The organism is Mariniradius sediminis (assembly GCF_021491425.1).
Classification (GTDB): domain Bacteria; phylum Bacteroidota; class Bacteroidia; order Cytophagales; family Cyclobacteriaceae; genus Mariniradius; species Mariniradius saccharolyticus.
The window spans coordinates 48,182-71,803 of sequence record NZ_JAKEVZ010000003.1; the positions used below are offsets into that span (position 1 = coordinate 48,182).

At 48.7% G+C, this 23,622-nt stretch carries 18 protein-coding genes; 17 read left to right on the forward strand and 1 reads right to left on the reverse strand.

The features are described 5' to 3' along the window. Window positions 1–6: 6 nt before the first annotated feature. Complete coding sequence (gene rbfA, locus L0U89_RS04745; protein ID WP_008627954.1) at window positions 7–384, reverse strand: 30S ribosome-binding factor RbfA; 378 nt, start codon at window positions 382–384, stop codon at window positions 7–9. Between the two features lie 90 nt (window positions 385–474). Between rbfA and L0U89_RS04750 the strand changes: the two genes are divergently transcribed. From L0U89_RS04750 to L0U89_RS04830, 17 genes are all read left to right on the forward strand, one after another. After that, complete coding sequence (locus L0U89_RS04750) at window positions 475–1,875, forward strand: hypothetical protein (RefSeq protein WP_008627952.1); 1,401 nt, start codon at window positions 475–477, stop codon at window positions 1,873–1,875. Window positions 1,876–2,111: 236 nt separating this feature from the next. Then, window positions 2,112–2,747 carry a response regulator transcription factor gene (locus L0U89_RS04755; RefSeq protein ID WP_008627950.1) on the forward strand — a complete coding sequence of 212 codons (636 nt, stop codon included), beginning with the start codon at window positions 2,112–2,114 and terminating at the stop codon, window positions 2,745–2,747. 147 nt (window positions 2,748–2,894) lie between these two features. Then, window positions 2,895–3,482, forward strand: a complete 588-nt coding sequence (locus tag L0U89_RS04760) for a Pvc16 family protein (RefSeq protein WP_008627948.1) — start codon at window positions 2,895–2,897, stop codon at window positions 3,480–3,482. Between the two features lie 2 nt (window positions 3,483–3,484). Further along, the gene (locus L0U89_RS04765; RefSeq protein WP_234860482.1) at window positions 3,485–4,102 is read left to right on the forward strand and encodes a hypothetical protein; all 618 of its coding nucleotides are present in this window, start codon (window positions 3,485–3,487) and stop codon (window positions 4,100–4,102) included. 30 nt (window positions 4,103–4,132) lie between these two features. Continuing rightward, window positions 4,133–5,548 (forward strand): phage tail sheath family protein, encoded by a 1,416-nt coding sequence (locus tag L0U89_RS04770; RefSeq protein WP_234860483.1) that lies wholly within the window; start codon window positions 4,133–4,135, stop codon window positions 5,546–5,548. 43 nt (window positions 5,549–5,591) lie between these two features. Next, window positions 5,592–6,023, forward strand: coding sequence for a phage tail protein (locus tag L0U89_RS04775; RefSeq protein WP_234860484.1), 432 nt, complete (start codon window positions 5,592–5,594; stop codon window positions 6,021–6,023). A 2-nt stretch (window positions 6,024–6,025) separates the two neighbouring features. Further along, on the forward strand, window positions 6,026–6,523 hold the full coding sequence (locus L0U89_RS04780; protein WP_234860485.1) for a phage tail protein: 498 nt from the start codon (window positions 6,026–6,028) through the stop codon (window positions 6,521–6,523). Window positions 6,524–6,539: 16 nt separating this feature from the next. Continuing rightward, the gene (locus tag L0U89_RS04785) at window positions 6,540–6,710 is read left to right on the forward strand and encodes a DUF5908 family protein (RefSeq protein WP_234860486.1); all 171 of its coding nucleotides are present in this window, start codon (window positions 6,540–6,542) and stop codon (window positions 6,708–6,710) included. After that, window positions 6,710–7,426 carry a CIS tube protein gene (locus tag L0U89_RS04790; protein ID WP_234860487.1) on the forward strand — a complete coding sequence of 239 codons (717 nt, stop codon included), beginning with the start codon at window positions 6,710–6,712 and terminating at the stop codon, window positions 7,424–7,426. Before L0U89_RS04785 ends, L0U89_RS04790 begins: the two co-directional genes overlap by 1 nt. Window positions 7,427–7,435: 9 nt before the next feature. Then, window positions 7,436–9,205 carry a type VI secretion system tip protein VgrG gene (gene vgrG / locus L0U89_RS04795; RefSeq protein ID WP_234860488.1) on the forward strand — a complete coding sequence of 590 codons (1,770 nt, stop codon included), beginning with the start codon at window positions 7,436–7,438 and terminating at the stop codon, window positions 9,203–9,205. 7 nt (window positions 9,206–9,212) lie between these two features. After that, on the forward strand, window positions 9,213–9,503 hold the full coding sequence (locus L0U89_RS04800) for a PAAR domain-containing protein (protein ID WP_081610476.1): 291 nt from the start codon (window positions 9,213–9,215) through the stop codon (window positions 9,501–9,503). Between the two features lie 4 nt (window positions 9,504–9,507). Continuing rightward, window positions 9,508–9,924, forward strand: coding sequence for a GPW/gp25 family protein (locus L0U89_RS04805; RefSeq protein ID WP_234860489.1), 417 nt, complete (start codon window positions 9,508–9,510; stop codon window positions 9,922–9,924). Between the two features lie 6 nt (window positions 9,925–9,930). Further along, entirely contained in the window at window positions 9,931–13,524 is a 3,594-nt protein-coding gene (locus L0U89_RS04810; protein WP_234860490.1) for a baseplate J/gp47 family protein, read from the forward strand. Continuing rightward, window positions 13,524–16,505, forward strand: coding sequence for a baseplate wedge protein (locus L0U89_RS04815; protein WP_234860491.1), 2,982 nt, complete (start codon window positions 13,524–13,526; stop codon window positions 16,503–16,505). The genes L0U89_RS04810 and L0U89_RS04815 overlap by 1 nt, the downstream gene beginning before the upstream one ends. A 2-nt stretch (window positions 16,506–16,507) precedes the next feature. Further along, complete coding sequence (locus L0U89_RS04820) at window positions 16,508–20,626, forward strand: PKD domain-containing protein (RefSeq protein ID WP_234860492.1); 4,119 nt, start codon at window positions 16,508–16,510, stop codon at window positions 20,624–20,626. 3 nt (window positions 20,627–20,629) lie between these two features. Continuing rightward, entirely contained in the window at window positions 20,630–22,177 is a 1,548-nt protein-coding gene (locus tag L0U89_RS04825) for a contractile injection system tape measure protein (protein WP_234860493.1), read from the forward strand. 12 nt (window positions 22,178–22,189) lie between these two features. Next, window positions 22,190–23,620 (forward strand): eCIS core domain-containing protein, encoded by a 1,431-nt coding sequence (locus L0U89_RS04830; RefSeq protein WP_234860494.1) that lies wholly within the window; start codon window positions 22,190–22,192, stop codon window positions 23,618–23,620. Window positions 23,621–23,622 lie beyond the last annotated feature (2 nt).

Consider the following 23,622-nt stretch of genomic DNA (forward strand, 5'->3'; position numbering starts at 1 on the left):
TTGGGTTTAATTCTCTTCTTCGTCCTCTTCGCTAGCCTCGGGGATGTCCAAAGAACTGATTACTTTGTCCATGTGCTGTGCATAGGAACCGGATTCATCCATGAACAAGGCCAATTCTGGTACGATTCTGGCTGATTTCCCGATTCGGTTGCCCAAGTGCTTGCGGATTTCGCTTTTTCGGTCTTCGATTGTGTCGAAGACTTTTTTGTCTTTGTCCAAGAGAAAACTTAAATAAACCCTCGCTACACTCAAGTCCGGGCTGATGATGACCCGGGATACGGTCAAAAATGCATTGCCGATCATATGCTTAGCCTCACGTTGAAAAATCTCCCCCAATTCCTTTTGAATGAGTTTATTGTATTTCTGCTGTCTTTTGCTTTCCATGATTCTAATTGTTGTTGCAAATTTAGTGATTTAAAAATGGAAGCCTTAATTTCGGCCCTGTAGTTTAACCCGTCCTTCAATTCAGAAGTCTTGATCAGTTTTTTCCGAATCAACGATCCCTTCAGGCTATTTGCCGTCATGGCTATCCTGGTTTTTTTGACTGGTATTTACATTTGGGTATTGGAGGTTCCGATGTTGCAACCGGAAATGACCTGGCTGCTTATCGGGGAAAGAATGGCCGAAGGCAAAGCGATGTACATTGACATTGTCGACGACACAGGCCCCTTGTCCGCGGCAGTTTATTGGCTTTGTCATTTGGCATTCGGTAGGTCTTGGTTGGCCTTGAAGATTTTGGCCCTGGTTTTGGCGATGTTCCAGATCACCTACCTCAACGGGATTTTCATCTATTACAAGTCCTTCAAAGAGAATACCTACATCCCTGCGCTGCTCTTGGTGATTTTGTTCCATTTGTCCTTTGATTTGCTGACGCTTTCACCGGCCTTGATGGGAAGTACCTTCTTGGTATTGGCGCTGCGGCACCTTTTTTCCCAAACCGTGCTACAGAAAGAAGGCTCCGATTCCATTCTTTTGATCGGGTTGTTTGGCGGAATCGCGGCATGTTTTCATTTTCCTTTGGTCACCTTTTTGCCATTCATGTTGATTTCGGGCGTAATTGTGAGTGGGTTTTCCTTTAGGCAGTTGGTCCTTTCAATGATCGCCTACTCGCTGCCGTTTACCATCATTGCGCTTTTTTATTTCTGGAATGATTCGCTTTGGATTTTTTTCGAGGAGTTTGTCATTGATCCGCGGAGGGTGGACAGGTACGCACATGTGGGCCTGAGGGATTTGTTGGTCTTGTTTTTACCCGGAATGGTTTTTTCTGTGATGGGATTTGTGGTCGGTGCTGTGTTGCAATCACAGACGGTCAATCAACAGAAGCAATTTCAGTTGATGTTCCTTTTTGTTCTGTTTGGTATGGGGTCATTGTTTTTGAGTAATCGCATCACACCCTATCAGTTGGTGATGATTTTGCCAGGAATGGCCTATTTTGGGACTCAGCTGTTTGCGGCCTATGAAAAAGGCCCTTTCATGAAGGCACTGTCTTGGATTTTTATCTTGGGGATCCCTTTTGGTGGCTTTCTGTGGATTGTATTGAAATCAAACTCAGGGGAAATCAATACCTACGCGATTGAATTTATGGAAAAACACGCATCCACCCGGGGAAAACGAATCCTGGTTTTGGGCGAAGACTTGGGGTATTATCAGGATGCATCGCTTGGGAGTCGGTATTTGAATTACAGCTTGACCAAAAACATTCTGAACGACACGACAGACCTGCGGAATTCCGCCGAGGTCTTTAGGGTTTTTTCAACCGAAAGGCCACAAATCATCATCGATGAGGATGGTTTGTTTGAAAACCTTTCCAACCGCCTTTCGCCGCTGAAGGAAATCTATCAAAAGCAAGGTGAAGGAAGATTTGAATTGAAGTAGAAAAATTAAGTCTTGATTAAGAAATAGTTTTTATTTGTTTAATTCAATTAATTTAATTTTTAATAATCGACTTTTTCAATTTTTGTCGTTAAATTTATAATTCCTCGTACTTGAAGCTTTTTTGTTCCTGGGAAAAAAGGGCGGTCAAAATCGTTATCCTTCCGATTTTTGGCAGTACCAGGATGGTTTTAGGAAGAGGTATATTTTAGATTCCTTCACTTTTCAACCCAATTACCATGGAGCAGCATTGTATCATTGGCGAAAACACCTTACTCTCCAAAGGCCTGCAAAATTACCTTGAGATTCAGCGGAAGGCTGAGGTAAACCTCTTGTCCACGAAGGAACTCAAGTCGCTCGAGTCGGGAGTTTTCCGGAATATCCAATACGTGTGGATAGACGTCATGCAGGAAATCGATTCCCTTCTCAAACTCTCCCAACGCATTCTGCGGCAACAGGCCAAGACGAAGGTGTTTGTGTTTGGTGAGTTCCGTGATGCCCAAACCATCAAGGCGATTTTCAAGACGGGCATTGTAGGGTATTTTCTCCCCAACTGCGGCATCAAGCAGATCAAGGAGGCTATCGTGAAGGCTGGGTCTGGAAATACCTACCTTGACCCGCAGCTCGCCAAGATTTTTGTCCAAGATCTGCTCCAATCCAATACCTCGCAGGAAGCCAAACACAACCTTACCAAGCGCGAAAAGCAGATTTTGCAGCTCATCGTTGAGGAACATACCACCCAGGAAATTGCCAATAAGCTTTTCATAAGTTTTTGTACCGTAGAAACTCACCGCCTACATCTCATTCAAAAAATGGGCGTCCGAAATACCGCCGGACTCGTCAGGGAAGCCATTTCGTCCAACTTGCTGGGCTGATATCCATGAAAACCATGAGTTTTGAAAATCAAGGTTTTCATGGATTTTAATGCGGGTTTTATTGGTCAATTTTGAAATAGGAGTCATGCTGTGTCGCAGCATCAGTGCTTCTTGTTTCAGCGATTTTTAGCTCAGACGTCTCGCAACATGATAGATCAAGTATTGACAGCGATTGTTGGTTTTTTGAACACCCATATCGGGACCATGGCCCCCGATGTAGTTCTTGGAAACCTTTCGCTGACTGAATCCCCCCAGGACGAGGGTACCAACATCAATGATAGCGTGGTGGTATCTGTGGTGAATATCCAACAGGAAAGTACCTTGAGAAACCTTCCCGCCAATCGACAAATCATGGATGTGAATGGTTTGCCTCGGGGTGTCGCACGTCATCCCCCACTGCTGCTCAATGTCTTCGTATTGATCGGAGCAAACAAAAGGCAATATGACGTCGGGCTACAGCGTGTTTCCCAAGTGCTTTCTTTTTTCCAAGCCAATCCAATTTTCACGGAAGCGGAAATACCGGGTCTACCGGCAATGGGCCTCGAAAAGATCATCTTCGACCTGCATTCCACCAGTTTTGAGGAACTGAACCAGCTATGGTCAATCATGGGGGGAAAGTACATTCCCTCCGTGATTTACAAAATGCGCATGGCCTATATCGATTCCATAGAGGAGGATATGGAAGTTCCGCTCGTCAAGTCTATCGAAGCCACATTCAAAAACAAAACCAAATAGCCATGGACCGAATCATCTCGAGGTACGAGAAACTGTTTTCAATCCATTTTTCCCATCCGGAGTATCCCTCCTCGGGACCTTCGGGAGGGGTTTTGGGTGGGCTTCTCTCCTTGCAGCCCGATGAAACGACAAGGAGATTGTTCAAGGCACATGACATCCACTTCAAGGTCCGCCAGGATCACCTTCTTTGTTTTGTGCGAATCAGAACCGATGCGGATATACCTTATTTCCGCTTGCCGAGTGCTTTTTCGGCTAGGTTTCTCTTGCAGTTGCGGGAGGATTTGGCCAGACAAACGGATGTGCAAGACACGCACGGAAAGGAAAATATGTATCGGTTTCGGATCAACGTACGCGCTTCGGCCAACGCGATGAACCTAACTGGCGCAAGCTTAGGGACAATTCTTTCCCGCGATCCTGTAAGGGAATTTACAGAAGGGGAACCCGGTACTTGGACTACCACCTTTACCAACCTCAGTGGGCATTTTGGGGTCATCGATATCGTCACCGAGGGATCGAGCACTCATCGACTTTATACAGACGTAACCAACCAAGTCCTTAATTATACGCCAGCCAACGGTCGTGAGCATGAGCACCTGTTCACCATTCAGTTCAGTATGTGAGAGAATCATCAACATTTAAAAGTGTAAACCATGTCACAAATCAATGAATCCGCCATCAAGACCCCGGGAGTGTATATCAACGAAATCCCGCTCTTCCCGCCATCGGTAGCCCAAGTGGAGACCGCCATTCCGGCCTTTATCGGCTATACCCAGATCGCCATCAACGAGATCGGAGAATCCTTGGAAAACGTACCGACCAAGATATTCTCGCTCAAGGAGTATGAGAATTATTTTGGGAAAGCTGAAAACGAAGAAGGGATCACCGTATCCGTCGAAATTACTACCCAAAGTGGTGTAAGGGTCTCCATGACAGGCGATGCAGCCATCGCCAATCCATCAGACTTCACCATGTATTACCACATGAGGATGTACTTCATCAATGGCGGCGGACCCTGCTACATTATTTCAATAGGAAGCTCTTCCGGAACCGCGGATCCAAATGATTACACAGCTGGCCTTACCGCTTGTGCCGCTGAGGACGAGCCAACGATTATCGTGTTTCCGGATGCGATCAATACGCTGACCGAGGCGCAGTACTATACTTTGGTTTCCTCGGCTATCGACCAATGCGCCAGCCTGCAGGATAGGTTCACCTTGGTGGATGTACATACTCCTGGTACAAACAATACGACCACCATCAGCGGATTTAGGACAGCGTTTTCTAAGAATGACTCACTCAACTATGCCGCTTCCTATTATCCTTCGCTGAAAACCACGTTCGATTTCATGTATGACGACGATGACGTGGATGTAACCATTACGACTGATGGAACGGCCGCAGCAGCCGTGGCGCTGTCCACATTGGAGACCAGCGAGACCGCAATCTATAACTTCTGTATCGCCAAAATCCGGGAGAAACTCAGCCCCACGCTCAATCCTTGCTCGGCGATGGCGGGTGTGTATGCACGCGTGGACGGATCGAGGGGTGTTTGGAAAGCACCTGCGAATGTTTCCTTGAATGCAGTCTATGACCTCACTGCCAAAATCAGTGACGCCGAACAGGGATCTATGAACATTGACCCCACGTCGGGAAAGTCCGTCAATGCGATCCGCCTTTTTCAAGGAAAAGGATTTTTGGTGTGGGGAGCACGGACGCTCGCCGGCAACGATAACGAATGGAGATATGTAAACGTCCGTAGATTTTTTATAATGGTCGAGGAATCCTCCAAAAAAGCCACCATGCAGTTTGTATTCGAACCCAACGACGCCAACACCTGGGTCAAAATCAGGGCGATGCTGGAAAACTACCTCACCCTGCTTTGGAGACAGGGCGCATTGGCGGGAGCGAAACCCGAACATGCGTTTTATGTCCGCTGCGGATTGGGGCAAACCATGTCCGCGATCGATATTCTCGAGGGGAGATTAATCGTCGAAATAGGAATGGCAGCCGTCAGGCCCGCCGAGTTCATCATCCTTCGTTTCTCACACAAAATGCAGGAATCCTAATGCAGTGTAGTGTTTAGTCCTCAACATTTTAACAAAGACAATCATGGCAAATTATCCTCTTCCCAAGTTTCACTTCCAAGTTGATTGGGGTGGGACCAAAATCGGATTCAGCGAAGTGTCAGGCCTCGAAGTGACCATCGAGCCAATCGAATACCGCGATGGCGCAAGCCCTGAATACCACAAAATCAAAATGCCCGGTATGCAGAGCTTTTCCAACATCACGCTGAAGCGCGGTATTTTCAAAGGAGACAACGAATTCTACGCATGGTGGAATACGGTCGCGCTTAATACAATCGAGCGTCGGGACCTCATTATTTCCCTGCTGGATGAGAGCCACGCCCCAGTGGTCGTATGGCGGGTCAAAAATGCCTGGCCCATCAAAGTGCAATCCACCGACCTCAATGCTACCGGCAACGAAGTCGCCATCGAGACGATGGAGGTCGCACACGAAGGTCTCACCATGATCAATGAATAGGCATGTTCACATACCCACCTGTTGGTTTTCATTTCTCGGTCGTGTTCCAGTTGTTTCCACAGACTCCCAATGACTTCCGCTTTCAGGAAGTCAGCGGATTGGATATGGAAATGCAGATGGAAACCTTTGCCGAAGGAGGCCAAAACCGCTTTGATTGGCAGCTACCGGTCAAAGCGAGGTACACGGACATTGTGCTGAAGCGCGGCATGTTTATCGGTTCAGGTATTTTGGTGTGGTGCAAAAACGCCTTCGAAAACTTCGTCTTCGAACCGGTCAACATTATCATCAGCCTCCTCAACGAGAACCACATCCCGATCCAATCCTGGTATGTGGTCAATGCCATCCCCAAGAAATGGTCCGTGTCCAGTTTCAACGCGGAGCAAAGTTCCATCGTAGTGGAGTCCATTACACTCAGCTATCAGTATTTCAACATCATCAGCGTGGATTCCGCGCTATCGATGGCAGGAAGTGTAAGCGCATCGGGAAGCATCGGTATCTAAATTCATGTAGAAAAAAATGCCAATAGAAATCAGGGAACTCCAAATCAGGGCCGCCGTCGGTCCAAGGGAAACGCCGTCGGAAATCCCGTCGGCCAGTCCCACGGATTTGGAGGGGATAAAGCAGGAGATCGTCCGTGAAGTCACGGAGGAGGTTTTGAAGATGATCCAACTCAAACTCGAACGATAATGATTGACTTGGGGCAAAAAGCCGAAAAACTCTACGTACAAGCCTACAGCGACGCGGAATTCCAGAATCCCGTACCTGACAACAAGTTCAGTGCGCTGATCAATCCAGCCACCTACAAGGTGAGCTACAGGTACGAATTTGACTCCTCCCAAGCCCCAGGGACCTCTGCCGCGAATCTCCGGTTTAACCGAATCCTTCCTCAGGATTTCAATTTTGATTTTCTCTTTGATGCCACAGGTGTGGTAAAGGATCTGTCCGTGCTGAGCCTTGGGATCGCCAATCCTTTCGAAAAGCCAGCAACCGTCACCGACCAGATTGAAAGCTTCAAGCAGAAAATCATCAATTACCAATCCGATCAGCATCGGCCCTATTATTTGAAAATCCATTGGGGAGAGCTACTCTTCAAAGGCGTGCTCAAGCAAATGGATATCGAGTACAAGGTCTTTGCGCCGGATGGAAAGCCGATCCGGGCAGTCGCCAAATGCCAGTTTTATGGGAGTGTGGATGACAATACCCGTGCCTTGCAGGAAAACAGACAAAGCCCGGATATCACCCACGAAAGGATTTTCAAAACGACCGATCGGATCGACCGCATGTCGGAGTCTATTTATGAAAAGGATAGCCACTATATCCACATTGCCGAGGTCAATGGACTTGATAGTTTCAGGAATATTACCCCAGGGTCAAAACTCTTTTTTCCACCACTTTCGAAATAAAAAAACGCCATGATAGCAACCGAAATTGGGGACTTGGTTACCACTAGGATCCTTTTGGGGACTGGCTCCGGTGCTCCTGCAACCCAGGAGGTTTCCGGGGAGGTAAATGTCATGTCCGTTTCGGTATACCATGAGCTCAATAAAATCCCCACCGCGATTGTCAAGGTCGCTGATGGGGAGCTGAGTGATGCAAGTTTCCCGGTAGGTGATAGTGGGGAATTTGCTTTGGGGAAAAGTATCGACATCCAAGCAGGATACAATTCCCAAGACACCTCCCTCTTCAAGGGGATCATCAGTAGCAACAGCCACGGCCTTCAGGCAGGTATCTCGCAACTCCAAATGACCTGCAAACACGATGTGGTTAAGATGACGATGGGAAAGAAAAACCGCCATTTCAATGAACTGAGTGACAGTGATATCGTCGAAAGCATCCTTCAGGAAAACGGAATCACGGATTTGGACGTCCCTGCGTTTGGAAGTACGCATGAGCAACTGCTCCAAGCCAATGTCAGCGATTGGGATTTTATCCTCAGCAGAATCGACTCCAATGGTATGGCCTGCAGGATGGAGGGTACAAAGTTTGTGGTGTTCAGGCCAGACCCTTCCTTGGATGCAGTCCTTACCTTGACCTATGGAGCGGATATTTTTTCCTTTCAATCCGAATCCGATATACGCTCCCAAGCGGCGGAAGTGAAGTTCAAGGCTTGGGATTACGCCAACCAGACGGTCTTGGAGGCAAGCGCAACCGATGCCATCGGTGACAACGCCGGAAATTTTTCGACTTCGGATATGGCGGGGATTCATGGTCAGGGTTTTGAAGTCGGGACGCCATCCCATTTAAAAACTGAGAGCTTGCAGGCCTTTGCCGATTCCAAAAAGCAAAAAATGTCGCTTTCTAAAATCCGTGGGAAAATCATTTTTCAGGGAACTTCAAATGTAAAACCCGGGGATTGGATCGAATTGGAAGGAGTTGGCGAGCAGTTTACGGGAAAGGTTTTTGTCAGTGCCGTCAGGCATGACATCTATGCAGGCAGGTGGATGACCGAAGCCAATATCGGTTGGGAGACGGATTTTTTTACGGAAAAAGTCAACCCCTCCGCCATCAGCGCCGAAACCGGTCAGTTTTCCCGCATCCAAGGCTTGCATATCGGTATCGTCACCGATATCGTGGATCCTTTGGGCGAGGGCAGGGTGCGGGTACGGCTTCCCATGGTCAATGCCGCGGATGCCGGGCTTTGGGCGAGGGTCGCCACTTTGGATGCCGGAAACAACAGGGGTACTTTTTTCCGGCCTGAGATCGAGGATGAAGTCATAGTGGGGTTCATGAACGATGATCCCTCTTTCCCTGTGGTGCTCGGTATGTTGCACAGCAGCGCCAAGCCTACCCCTTTTGAGCCAGGGGAATCCAATGACAAAAAGGGATACGTGTCGCGCTCCGAAATCAAGATTACGATCCATGACGGTGACCGTAGCATTGTGATTGAAACCCCGGGCGGTAGGAAGTTCACAATGGATGATGAGGCGGGAATCATTCAGGTAGAGGATGCGGTCGGCAATATCCTCACTATGAACGATAGCGGAATTACCTGTGAATCTCCACAGGATATTTCAGTCAGTTCTTCCACCAAAATCAGCCTTGCCGCTCCTGAGATCGAGATCAAGGCAGACACGAGTGTGAAGATGGAGGGTTCTGCCAGTGTCGGTGTAAAAAGCGGCGGCACCACAGATATCGAAGGTTCCATGGTCAATGTCAAAGGAAGTCTTGTGAAAATCAATTGATAAAGATATGCCCCCAGCAGCAAGAATCACTGATATGCATCTTTGCCCGATGGTCACCGGTACGGTCCCCCATGTAGGTGGGCCTATCCTTCCCGCGGGTGAGCCGACAGTCTTGATCGGTGGATTGCCCGCAGCTAGGGTGGGTGATATGGCTGTTTGTGTTGGTCCTCCGGACACAATCGTGTCGGGTTCCGGTTCGGTGCTCATAGGCGGTAAACCCGCAGCGAGAATGGGCGATTCTACAGCCCATGGTGGTACCATTATCATAGGATGTGCAACAGTCATTATAGGAGGGTAGCGCTATGGAAAACATACAGAAGTCTTTTCTCGGTACAGGATGGAGTTTCCCGCCCCAGTTTGATCAGGGCGGTTGTAAAACCCATATGCTTAGCGACGAGGCGGATATCCAAAGCAGTCTGGAGATACTCCTTGCGACCAAAAGGGGTGAGCGGGTGATGCGCTCAGACTATGGCTGTGATCTGCACGAGTTGTTGTTTGAGCCACTTACTACCACCTTTAAAACCTATATCGTAGACCTCATCCGCACCGCAATCCTTTACCACGAACCAAGAATCGAAGTGGAAAAAATAGACCTCAATGATACGGGCGAACTGGAAGGCAGGATCATCATTACCATTACCTACAAGGTACGCTCCACCAATTCGAGATTCAATTTTGTATTCCCTTTTTTCAAAAACGAGGCAAATACACCAATCTAAATCCACATGGCCTGCACGGACAAAAACCCACTTACCAGAGAAGGTACCAACCATCAGTCAAGATCCTTGACTGCGCTGCGGCCTGATTTTGCACAGGTGGACGAAAGGTCCGTGGAGGATTTGATGCTTTTTGCTCGGAGGTATGCGGCCTTTATCAAGTACAAAAATCAAAACAACGCCGAGCACGGTACTTGGGAGCCTTTGATGCGGCAGGATGTATCGGTCGTATTGGCAATGCTGCTTTCGATCGACACGATCCAAGTTTCGGATTACATCAAGCTGCTCTACAAGAAAATCAAATTGGCCATCACAGCGGCGGATGACACAGAGGCGCAGTTGCAGTTCAAGTTTTTGTTTGATGCCGTTTTCACTTTGGTCAAAAATGTGGACGAGCAGTGTAGCCTACTCAAAAAAGAACCGGATTATCAACAAACGCTGCTTTCGCTGATACAGACCAAATTGAACCAGCCCTTTTGGCGCTTGTTCAATTTCAAAAATGACAACGCCTCCTTGGTCTCTTCATCCCATCAGATGGACGCAGAGGCACCTTTTCCTCCGGTGGATTCCAACTTGCCGCTCAATCTGACACAGTTTACCCCTACCGCGGACAAACTGAAGATTACCATGGTAGGCAGTACCGCTACAGAGCAAATCAGCCACGTGGTCAACCACAACCTTTTCAACAGCCAGATTACGCTGTTGTTGAGCGGGCTAGCCAGTGTGCTCCAAAATGCCCAGGCGCTGTTCCAAAAATCCTTGACCGAATATGACAACCATGAGCCTCACTATGGGCTTTTTATCGCTTTTCTGAGACTTTTCAAGGAAGCCCAAGATAGCCTCAACGAGTTTACCGGCAAGCATTTGGATTTCTACTACAAAGATGTCCTCCGGCTAAAAAAGAAACCTGCTGTCCCTGACCAAGCCCATGTTGCCATCACCCTCCAAAAACATATCCCTCAGCATCTACTCAAACAGGGGACAATCTTCAAAGGAGGCAAAGATCCAAACGGCAAGGAGCGACAATACAGCCTTACAGATGATGTGGTTTTCAACCAAGCAGAGGTTCAGTCGCTGAAGGCTTTCCAAATATTCCAAAAAAGGCTTTTGGTATATCCTCAAATCAACAGTTCCGATGGGATGGGCGGAAAATTCGAGGGTGAAGACAAAAGTTGGTTTGCATTTGGGGACAGGAAGATGACACCGACATCGGAAGCAGGATTTGGAATTGCTTCGAACCTGCTCTTTCTCAACGAAGGAAAAAGGACGGTTACGCTGAGGATCGAATTCGCAAACCCCTTGAAATCCGGTATCGCTTTTTCCAAGTTCAATCCATTCGGCACCATAAAAACGATCCCTTTTTCCGTATCCTTAACGGGGGAAAAGGCATGGATCGACAAAGCTGTCAATGCCACATTCAGCCAAAATTCCTCGATTTTGGAACTCAAATTTGTGTTGGAGGTTGATGAACCTGCCGTAGTTCCCTATCTGGAAAAGACCCATCAGAAAGGCTTTGCCACCAACCTACCTTTGCTTATCGCGAAGCTCAACCAAGCCGCAGGTAGTGTGCTTTATGCTGACTTGATGAACAATCCACTGCTCTCGCTCCGTCTGACGGTAGATGTGGATGGGGTCAAAAATCTTGCCCTCAGCAGTGACGGCGGCTCGATAGATGCTGCAAAGCCATTCAAACCCTTTGGGGATTTTCCAAAGCTCAATGCCAGTTTCTACATCGGCTCGCGGGAGATTTTTCAGAAGGAATTGGAAAGCCTCACGGTCAATTTCCCGGTCAACGAGCCCATGACATGCCAATACCTGCACGGCAATGTTTGGGATGACTATCCCTTTTCAAAGACTAGTGATGGTGGGTATCTGATCCAGGAAAACATCTCCGGCAATTACCTCAAGCCGACCTTGGTGAATTTTGGCGCACCTGAACTGTTGAAGGCCACGGCTTTTGAAGGGTACTTGAGATTTCGATTGAATACGGGCAAATATTCCCTCGCTTCCCATATGGCGGAAGTGAACAAAGCGCTCGACAACATCGTCGTCAACTCCCAGCAGGGCAATTTCCAATTAAAAGCTGCAGAAGGCTCTCCTGCCTCTGAGATCTCAGCCAAGGTTGACCTTGGGAACTTGGCGATCAAGGAAATAGATACCGTGAAGTTTGAGAAGATTGGAGAAATAGCCGCGCTCACTACCATCTCGGGTAATTCGGTTCCTGTTCCCAAAGAAGTCATTTCCGAAACGTTTTCCATTGACTATACCGCTTCATCCCTGATTCCGATTACCGCATCGGGAAATCAAAGACATGCACTGTATCACCTTACGCCCTTTGGGCATTTTCAGCCGATTTCGGGTGGGGAATCGTCGCTTGTCCCCAGGTTCAGCCAGGAAGGGGAGCTATTGATCGGACTGGCAAAGGTCCAAGTACCCGGTACGGTCAACTTGCTTTTCCTTTTGGCTGACGGCAGTTCCAATCCTTTGAAGAGTCAAGAATCGGTTGCCTGGTCTTTTTTGAATGCGTCCGGGACATGGTCGGAATTCGAGAAGGGCAAGGTGATCGATGGGACAATCAACCTGACGAGAACAGGCATTGTCACGCTGAATATTCCGGCAGACGCGACTTCTTCACATACGGCGCTTCCGACAGGATTGGTTTGGGTCAGGGCGTCAGTCTTGTCCAATACAGATGCAGTTTGTAGAATCATTGAAGTCAAAGCCCAAGGTGCCTTGGTCGAGTTGCTTCAGGAAGATAAGGGAGGAACGGCATTCTTGGAACACGCCCCAGCAGGCACGATTGCCAAATTGAAATTGTCTGACAATGCCATCAAGTCCATCTCCCAACCCGCCGATTCCAAAGGTGGGAAAACGGAGGAAAAAAGTCTGGATTTCTACCCTCGTGTCAGCGAGCGCCTCAGACACAAACAACGTGCGGCGACGATTTGGGATTTTGAACATTTGGTATTGCAGGAATTTCCCGAAATCCACCAAATCAAATGCCTTAACCATACCGGTTTTTATGAGAAGAGCGGGGAGAAAGTCTTTTGTGAAAATTTCCCAGGACACGTCACGCTAATCTGCATTCCCGACTTGCAGCACAAATCCAACCGCAATCCGCTACGGCCCTACACGCCCATCGGAACCCTGACCGATATTGACCTATTCCTTCAAAAGATCAAGAATCCCTTTGTCCAGCTCCATATCGTCAACCCAAGGTTTGAAGAAGTGCAAGTGGAATTTGAAGTGCACTTCCATGACAACATGGACGAGACCTTTTATAGAAACCTCCTGGATCTGGAAATTGAGCAGTTCCTCTGTCCTTGGGCTTGGGATCTGAACCAAAAGCTGGTTCTCGGTGGGAAAATCAATAAGTCTACGCTGATCAATTTTGTGGAGGAAAGGCCTTACGTCGATTTTGTCAGCTGCTTCAAGTTGCACCATATCCTTCGCGACGACAGCGGTACCATCGTCGGCAAGTTCACGGACCTCGAGGAAGTCGCGGCTTCGAGTGCACGGTCCGTGCTTGTGTCACATTTCGACGAAGCCAATTTGGCTGCGCCCCGCCATTTGATCGAAGTAGTCCAAACCTGTAACTGCTGATGAAAGCCTCTCCGACCATACCAAAGAATCCGGCGCTCCCATCTTCCATGGACTTCGAGCAACTGCGCCAATTGGGGCTTCAGCAAATCGAACGCCTGTCCAGTGCCTATTGGACCGACTACAACTCACATGACCCGGGGATTACCATTCTCGAGGCGCTTTGCTATGCGATTACCGAACTCGGCTACCGCGCAAAATTCGAAATCAAGGACCTGCTCGCTGATGCAAGTGGTCAAACGTTTTTCACGGCCCGACAGATATTGACCTCAGCGCCTTGGACGATTGCCGACTACCGGAAGCTCTTGGTGGACATAAAGGGCATCAACAATGCTTGGCTGCTGCCAGAGGGCAAGCAAGAGGTACCTGTTTTCATCCATTGTGAAAAAGACCAACTCCAATACGAAATCACAGACCAGCCGCTTTTGCTGAAAGGTCTCTATACCGTCCTTTTGGATTTGGAAATTGACTTGGAATCCGGCGATTTGAACACCGGCGATATTGAGATGGAGAATATCGCATTTCCATTTTCCCCGATGGTAGGCATCGAGGCGGGCGAGTTTCAGGTGAAGTTTGAATTGCCGAGTGTAAAGGAAATTGCGCCAAAAGTGCTCAAAGAGGAAGTTTCGTCCATCGCAATCGTCAAAAATGTCGAGAAAAACTGGCACTACAGTTTTAAGGTCGAATGGGCCGACGGCGACACCGCTGCGATTCCATTTAGGGTGAGCATTGCCAAGCATCCCAAGAAAGGAAAGGTCCAGGATAGTCATGTTTGGCTGATGCTGCAGGACAGTACCTATGCGGAAGCGATTTGGCAGGGGTATTTGGAAAAAATCCTCAAGGCCCATACGATTATCCAAAAAGCCATCAAGACGCTCCACGAAAACCGAAATATCTGCGAGGATTTTGTCAAGGTCGAGCCTATCAGCAGTGAGGAGATCGCGTTTTGTTTTGACGTGGATGCCAGGCCTGAGGCAGACATCGAATGGATACAGGCCGAGATATACTTTGCGATCCAAAATTACCTCAATCCACCCATTCGGTTTTATACGCTTCGCGAATTGACCGAACAGGGGATTCCCTCGGAGGAGATTTTTGAAGGACCGGCGCTGGGTCATGGCTTTATCAAAAGCGATGAAATCGAGCAATCCCAACTGAGGTCGGTGATCTATGCATCCGACATCATCAGTTTGTTGATGGATATCGAGGGCGTTTTGGGCGTGCGGAATTTCCTGATGACCAAGTATGACAAAGAAGGAAAACCGGTGGCTGGAGAGAAGGGGATCTCTTGGTGCATGTCAGTAGCGCCTTTGCACAAGCCGGTGATGAGTGAGAGTTTTTCCAAGATCCTTTTCTTCAAGGATGGCTTTCCCTTCTTTTCCCGATATGAGGAAGTAAAGGATACCGTCCAATTGCTCCATGCCCAAAATACGATGGGGAAATTGGTCCCCACTTTCGCGGACCTCCCTGTGCCAAAAGGAAGAAAGCGCGATACCCTGAGTCATTGGCCGGTACAATACGACCTGCCGATGGTGTATGGCGTGGGTGAATTTGGATTGCCGACAAATGCCGATTCACTCCGCAAGGCGCAACAACAACAGTTGAAGGGATATCTGATGTTTTTTGAGCAATTGCTGGCAGACTTCTTTGCCCAATTGACCAATGCCAAAACCCTCTTTTCCACCGACCCGATCAGACAGACGTACTTTGCACAATACCTTGGCAGCATCAAGGAAACGGAAGAAATCCTCCATCTTGATCTCGAAAAGGCCATTGCCAATGATCCCCTGGATACGGCAAGTCAGGAACTATGGCGCCGACTGTACGAAAACCAACCCGCATTTTTTGAGCGCAGAAACAGGTTTTTGGACCATCTCCTCGCGCGATTTGGGGAGTCGTTCAATGACTTTGCCCTGCTGATGTACCGGATCAACTTGGAAAACATCAGCTTGGAAAAAGTCGAGCCTCAGGAACTGCTGGATATCAAGATCAATACCTTGGAGACTTACGCCGAGGTTTCGCACGCGAGAAACCTTGCTTTCAATTATTTCCCCCAAACTGAAGCTTTTGAATTGGATGAAGGCAGGCTTTGGGATACAGACAACGTCTCCGGCTTGGAGAAAAGGATCAGCTATCTGACCGGAATCCGGGATTTTACGAGAAGGTTTCTGTATTGTATCAAAAACGTGGAAATCATCTGTGAAGAAAAAGAGGTTGGCGAGGAGATTCACTGCCACCACCATTTTTCGATGGTTTCACGCGCTGGTACCATCCTGGTGTCCAAGCAGTACCCAGGTAAATCCGAGGCCGAATCGGTGTTGGCCGACGTATTGGAATTGGGGATCAACAAAGACAACTTCCACTATACCAACAAGAAGATCAAGCTCAAGAAAGGCAATACAATTTTGCTGACAAGTGAGCAAAACTTCCAGACAGAGGAGTTGGCATTGGCTGAAATCAATGCAATTGTGGAGGAATTGACGGCACCCTGTCCAGACCCTGAGGGACTGCACTTGGTCGAACATATTCTTTTGCGGCCCAAGAGTAAAAACTTCGATCTGTTGGAAGTCTGTCTTCAGGACTGCGATTGTCCCTGCGAATGGGATCCTTATTCCTCTAGGGCTTCGGTGGTCCTGCCGCATTGGCCAAAGCATTTTGACAATATGGCGTTCAGGAAATACTTCGAGGACAAAATCCGTGAACAGGCGCCCGCGCATATCCAACTGAAAATCTGCTGGGTCAGCAATGAGCAGCTCCGTGAGTTTGAGGTCCGTTACCGAAAATGGATACTGGAACTCGGCAAATTCAGTGCAGGGGCAGACAATCAGCCGACTTACCAGGAAGCAAACGACAAGATGGTCGAAATCCTGTCCATGCTCCACTCGGTCTATCCCAAGGCCACGCTCCACGACTGCGAGGAGAGTGATGCCGACAAAAACCCAGTCATGCTGGGCAAAACCATTCTAGGAACTCAAAAATTATAAACATGCAGGCTTTACAATCATATCCCGTCTTTGAAGCTGATCAGGTATTGTCCAATTCCCACCTGAACAACTTGTTGAACTACCTGGAACAGCAGGAACGGCTGACTCGCATCAAGCTCCTGGGTAGAGGTATCGTCTGCGGTTTGGAAATCAACAGCAGCAATTCCGCGATTGCCATCAGCAAGGGCTGTGGTCTCAGTTCCCAGGGTTTTCTCTTCCAGCTTTGCGATACGAACTACACGCATTTCGTTGGTTACACGCCGCCTGCCTTGCCGACTGACCTTTACTTTTTGACCCAATGCAGCACCGAAAATCGCGCAAGTGTACCATTTTACGGAGAAAAGGATTTACTCGAGCTGATCCCGGATAGCGACAAGGAAACCGAAGGGAAGCAGCCGCTCACGATGCTGAAATTGCAGGATTATGTGGTCGTTGTTTTTCTGGAAGCTTCCCAAATTGACCTCAAAAACTGCGATACCCAAGACTGCAACGACAAGGGAAGCAGGCTGGACTTTGTCCAAAAGACACTTTTGGTGAAAAAGAAATTATACACCTACATCCGGCAGTTGGGATTCAACTCCATTCTGCTAAAGAGGTTCAATGTACCGGTCGCTGACATGAACACAGCGGAGGATATTCTTAATGGTTTCCTTGCGATTACAGACGACAATACACTGAAAAGGCTTTCGGAAAACCTCGTTCGGAGTTGGGATAGGTTTGCACCGCTTTTGGGCCTTCCTTTGGAAAATCCCCTCGCAGGTCTCGACCTGATCGAAATCAAAAAGAAACTCTCAGGCAATACCACCCAGCGCATTTTTGTCCAATACTTTTATGACTTTGTGGATGATCTGCTCAAGGCCTATATTGAGTTTAGGGCCCAAACCCGGGAGGTGTTTGGAGAATGCTGCCCCGAGGAAATGGATTTCCCGCTGCATTTGAATCTCGGTTCGGCCCACGAAAATACCCGCTTGGGAAGAAGGAATAGCCAGCGCCATTATTTTGAGCCTTCGCCGATTTTGGATGGACAGGGAAAAAAAGCCGAGGAAGCCGCCATGCTGCTCGAACGATTGGTGGCCATGGTGCAGGCGTTTATCGGGGACAAGCTTCGGACCAACGAGGCCATCGCCATCACGCCAAGTACCCTTGGTGGCGATTACATTTCCTACAGGGCGATTCCTTATTACTACGATTGGGAGCGTGTCAACCCGCTTTGGTACTTCAGTCGTGCCTACAACGGCAACGAGCGCTTCACATTGGGATACCGCGCGGCGCTTCAATCCGATGCGCCTGAGCCTGTCAAAAACCCCTTGCTCTATGATATCGAGCGCTACAATGCCTTCCGAATCGAAGGACATATCGGGAAAAACTACAGGACTGCGCTCACGGAGATCCTCCGACAGCAAAAACGCTTCAATTTGCCCTTTGACGTGATCGCCCTGAATGCCGTGGACCTCTCTGCCATCCTCAATGGTAGGGATATCCGCTGTCATGTGGAGGATTTGGAATCTGACTTTCGGGTGATGATCACGGGCATCGTCTGCCAGCTACAACAAATCATCGCATACGTCGGAAATCTCCGGCCCAAGCGTGCCATTATCCCCGACCGTGGGATCACAGATTTGGTATCGAGGAAAAACTTCTACATCTCCAAAAACCTTGTGGATATGCAGAAGTCCATCAAATCCGATATTTCCAAAAACATTCCCATCAGTATTTCCAATGCAGATATTATCAAAAACCTGGCGCTAAAAGATGTCGAGGAGGGCGAGAAACTAGCAGATTTTGTCGGTATGGATGTGGGACTGTTCATTGTCAACCAAAAGCCTTTCTACGACTACATCATAAAGCAGCCGGATTTGTTGGTGATTTTCTTGCAGCAATTGGCCGAGATCGTGAAATACTTGCTCGCAGTAGATCTACATACATTCGAGGAAGAAAGCTTCACAAAACTCTGGACGCCCTATTCCAAAACCGTCGAAAGTCTGATCAAGGAATCCGCCAACTCCGAAAACGAGGAGATCAAGAAATTTTTCACGGCCTCCAACCGGGAGTTGCTATTCAAATGTGCCAATGAAAAGCTTTTTGCACTCAAGGATGAGTATTTGTCGCGGATGGAAGCTTACCATGCCGCTGTCAATTTTGACAAGTACTTCAAAAAGCATCCCGGCATGGAGCATAAGGCAGGGGTGACCAAAGGAGGTACTTTTATTTTGGTCTACAATGGAGAAACCGAAAGAGTCTTGACACTTCCCGAACTGGCAAATCCGGGTCTGAATCTCAATCTCGATTTGATCCGGAACGCATTTGCCGGCTTGGCGATCAAGGAAGCGCAGCCGGCTACCGCAAACTTGGCGAAATCAGCCAATATTGTTTCAAAATCAACCGTTTCCAAAGAGATCGAATCGCTTAGCTTGGCCGCAAAACGGACCGAATTTGAGTTTGCTTCCGACCTCATCAAAGAGCTCAATCTCGGGGATGCAGCCAAGGCGGTCTTGGATGCCTTGCGCAACAGGGACAAGGAAATCAAGGAACGGGCAACACCGATTCCAAAAGGGACTGTGATTGCGGATTTCTATTTGCCCTACATGATCAATAGCGACTGTCCGCCTATTGCCTATGTGATTCCGGAGGAAGAGGAACCCGAGAATCAAGGACCAACCGCAGACGCAGGAGCGGATAGAACACTGGAAATGCCTGTCGATGGATTGGCAACAACGACACTCGACGGATCCAACTCAAAGGATCCGGAAGGAGCGGCATTGATTTTTGAATGGTCGCAGGCTTCGGGTCCTGCAGCACAGATTGTTAATCCGGATAAAGCGGCGACAGAGGTGAGATTCCAGTCTCCTGGCGTATATGCGTTTACACTTAAGGTTATGGATGACAAGGCCGCTTCCGCCCAAGATACGGTTACAATCACCGTCAATGCCCGGCCAAACGCAGCACCGATTGCCAAAGCGGGTCCGGATCAAACGGTCACGCTCACATTCAATAGACCCACTTCGACGGTTTTGGATGGCTCGGCATCTTCAGATGCGGATGGTTCGATTGTCGCCTTTGCTTGGTCGCAGGTAAGTGGTCCTGCCGCAACAATACAAACTCCAAATACAGCCGCAACGACCGTGATCGTGCCTGCCCTTGGCGAATATGAATTTTCACTCAAAGTCACCGACGATAAGGGCTTAACCGCTCAGGATGCCGTGAAAGTAACGGTCGTGGGCAGACAGAACCAGCCACCCACTGCCAATGCCGGACAGGACCAAAGTATCTTCATCCCAAATCCCAACAGTCCGGGTAGGGCGATTCTGGATGGCAGCGCATCGGCTGATCCTGAGGGTGCTGCACTTAGCTTTGAATGGAGACAGGAGGCTGGGCCGGTAACCGCGATCATTTCAACACCGAATCAAGCAAGGACGGACGTTTCGGGACTTATGCCCGGAGAATATACATTTGGCCTCAAGGTGACCGATAATGCCGGAAATTTCGCTTCGGATACAGTCCGAATTTCTGTCGCCATCAGGGTAATTGACGATGGACCACGGGAAAAAAGCTGCGGGTCTTTGGAAGAGATCATTAGGCTCTTTGAATCGTTTGACAAAGGAGGTACCACGGACCAGTTCAAGCGGTTTGTGGAAATGTTCCAATCCTATGGGCAGGTCAAGGAGTTTTTTGCGGCGTTGCGCCAAGTTTCGGGAGCGAATATTGATGATCAAATCAAGTTCCTCCGCGAAGTATTCGGCGATGGGGGATTCGAAAAAACCCTGATTGCATGGCTGAATCAGCTTCAAACCATCATCCTCGAATCCAAAGAACTGAGGGGGCTGGCACTGCAACTCTATAGGATTCTCGCATTACTGTTGATGTATATTGTTTGCGTCCAAAAAGGAGATTTTGATCGAGGCGAACTTCCCTTGGCAAATGTATTTGAGGTGATGTTAAGGCACGCCCGGGATTGGGCAGTGCTACGCGAAAGGGGGCAATTGGGCCGATTGGAGGCCCAAATCCTCAGCAGGATAGGCAATGACATCGCCGTAGCGATTGCCCAGACTGAACAAAACGGCGAAGTCAGCGCCAAACCAAACTACCTGAATTTGCTGAAAAAATGGGGAGAAATCCTGTAAAGGATGAACAGAGCCCAATACCATAAGATCCATACAGCCTCCCTCCAAGTTCAATTTGAAGGAATGGAGGGGGCGCTGGGTATGCAGGATAATTTGGGATTGTTGTTTTACGAAAAGATTGAACCCCTCCTGCAAAAGGCTTTTGACCGGTCTGCAGATCCTCGCGCGACGATCGTATTGGACAAGCTGATTTTGGACTGCGGGAAACTCTCTGGTGAAAATTGGGAAGAGGAAATGCTGCTGGCTATCCCCAAGCTGTTGGAAGAGAAACTCCAAAGCGTCCGCATGAATCCCAGGTATGAAAAGACCATCGAGCAGCAGGCCGAAGAGGTCATGGTATTTTTCCTCGAAAAAGGCTATTTCCCTTGGAACAGCCCCTTTTCTGCGCCGATAGAATTGGAAAAGGGTCTGGACATGACTACTTCCCAAGCCCTCAAACTCGCCGCGTTTTTGAGGAGGTCTTCTGTCTTTCGCATGCGTTTTCATCGGGGTTTTTCATTGGCTTTTCGAAGGGATTTCTTAAACCGCCTAGCAGATAACCCGCCTCCAGAGATCAGCGATTTATTGGATTTTGCCGCACAAAAAGCCCACGTCGATCGATCCTTTTTTGAGTCGGTTTTTGAAGTCATTGTTTCGATTCCTATGGTTTCCAGTACTGCCTGGCTGCAGTTCTTTCAAAGGATCATCGAGGTGCAACCTGAATCTCAGGTGCCGATACTCGCCGAGTTTTTTTCAGTACATTGGATGGAAAACCCGGATAGAATTTGGGAATTTTTTAATTTCAATGGTCAAGAAACTCGGGTTGGGTTTTTGGAAAGAGTAAGCCAATTGGTGCAGAAGGTAGTTGCCTTGCAGCCCGTATTGGCTGAGGACTTGGGTAAAGCGTTTTCCAATTTTGTGAAGCAAAAGATGCGTCAAAGCCCTGATACCGGTTCAAATGCCAGTACTGCGGATAAACTGCAGGCTTCCAAGGCAGACCCAAGTTCATCCCCCAACACAGCACAAACGCCTATAATGCCCCAAAAAGATGGACCTCACGAGGAAGTATTGGAGGACATATATGTTTCCAATGCGGGTTTGGTACTCCTGCACCCCTTTATTCCGGCACTTTTGGATACCCTGGAATTGCAAAAAGAGGGGCATTTCATCTCTCCTAACGCGCAAATGGCAGCAGCGAAAATCCTACAGTTTTTGGTTTGGGGCGATAATACGCTGAGTGAAAATCATTTCCCATTGATCAAAGTCCTGCTCGGGATTCCCCTGCACCAGGTTTTGGAACTGGAGATTGAGTTGGCCGAATCTTGGAAAATGGAATGTGAAGCAATGCTTTCGGAGGTAATCCAGCATTGGGCTGTTTTGAAAAACACCAGTAATGCGGGTCTGCGGGAGACTTTTCTCCAGCGGGATGGCAAGATAATTCCCGCTACAAATGGATGTAAACTTCAGATCGAGCGCAAGACCGTGGATGTACTTCTCGGCAAGTTGCCTTGGGGAATTGGCATCATCAAGTTGCCTTGGATGAACGAAATAATGTACGTGGATTGGAGTTAAAACGAAGAGATTATGGCTTCCACCGCTTCAAAAAAAGAATCCTTATCGGGGAACAATGCCCAAAGGAGATCGCCATTTTTTCAGGCGAAACTCACCGTGAATGCCCCTAATGATAAGTATGAGCAAGAAGCTGATACCATCGCCGACAGAGTCCTCGCTACAGAGGGGAAGTCTGTACATGAACTTGGCGGGGTTGGCGGACTTTTCATTTCACAGATTCAAAGAAAATGCGCGGAATGCGAAGAAGAGGAAAAAGTGCAGATGAAGAGATTTTCCAAAGGCGGGGAAGCAGATGGCGAAGTGGAATCCGCCATCCGGTCTGAGTCAGGTGGAGGTGAAGCTTTGGGAAAGGATACGCGCTCTTGGATGGAGTCCCGGTTCGGAAAAGGCTTTGGAAACGTCAGGATTCAAGACAACCACCAGTCCCATCAAATCAATAGAAAACTGAACGCACGGGCATTTACCCATCAAAACCATATTTTTTTCAACTCGGGACAATACAACCCGGAATCTAGTTCAGGAAAACAGCTCTTGGCCCATGAACTGACGCATGTCGTCCAGCAGACAGGCGGTGGTGGATTTGCAGAGCAGCTCGACGAGGAAGTTGGGATTGGGGGAAATATGATCCAGCGTGATTTGATGGTCGAGCCACCCAATCCGACGGCAGAGGCGAGGGAATTGACCGAGGCCGAGATTCAAACAGCAATTAGGTATAACGAGACGCGGTTTCATGATCCATACAATATCATGAACGTGCGGGATGTGATCGGCATTGAACAATATCCCGCAGTAATCGACCAGGAATTTGTAGAAGCGGTGGTCCGGTGGCAAGCCATGTTTGACTTGGAACAGGATGGGAAAATGGGTGCAGATACCACCCAAACCATCCTTGCGGAATTGAACGCCGCCGGCGCTACCCATGAAGCAGAGACCTTGGCTGTCGACAATACCGTCACCACGGTCGACGTGGTGCCGCGGACTTACAACACCTGTGCGCCCGGCCTGCCGTTTGAGTTCAACTGGCAGGTTGGATTCCGAACCACCATGCGCAACGGATTCATCGTCCAGCGGATCGACAACACTTTCAATGCCACAATGTGCGATGGATCTGCCTACACCGGATGGCAACCGATTCGCAGGTATTGGGAGGCATGGAGCGTGGATGGCAATGGTAACGTAAGACCGATCCTCGGCGGCGTAAATGATATGTTTACCCGTCCACTTCGTGCAGGCTCGAGGGGTAATTGGGTGATGCGCGGAACCCTTTATACGACCAAGACGCTTCCGCCCTCCTTTGTGGCGAGTTCGGTCGCTGACGCCGGGATTCTCAGGGCCACATTGACCAATCCAGGCGACGATTTCCTCGGCTATGTAGCCAATACCAGAAGAGTCGGTGGCACTTGGGACTGCTGCGCGGCCACACCGACACATACGCCTTCCTAATC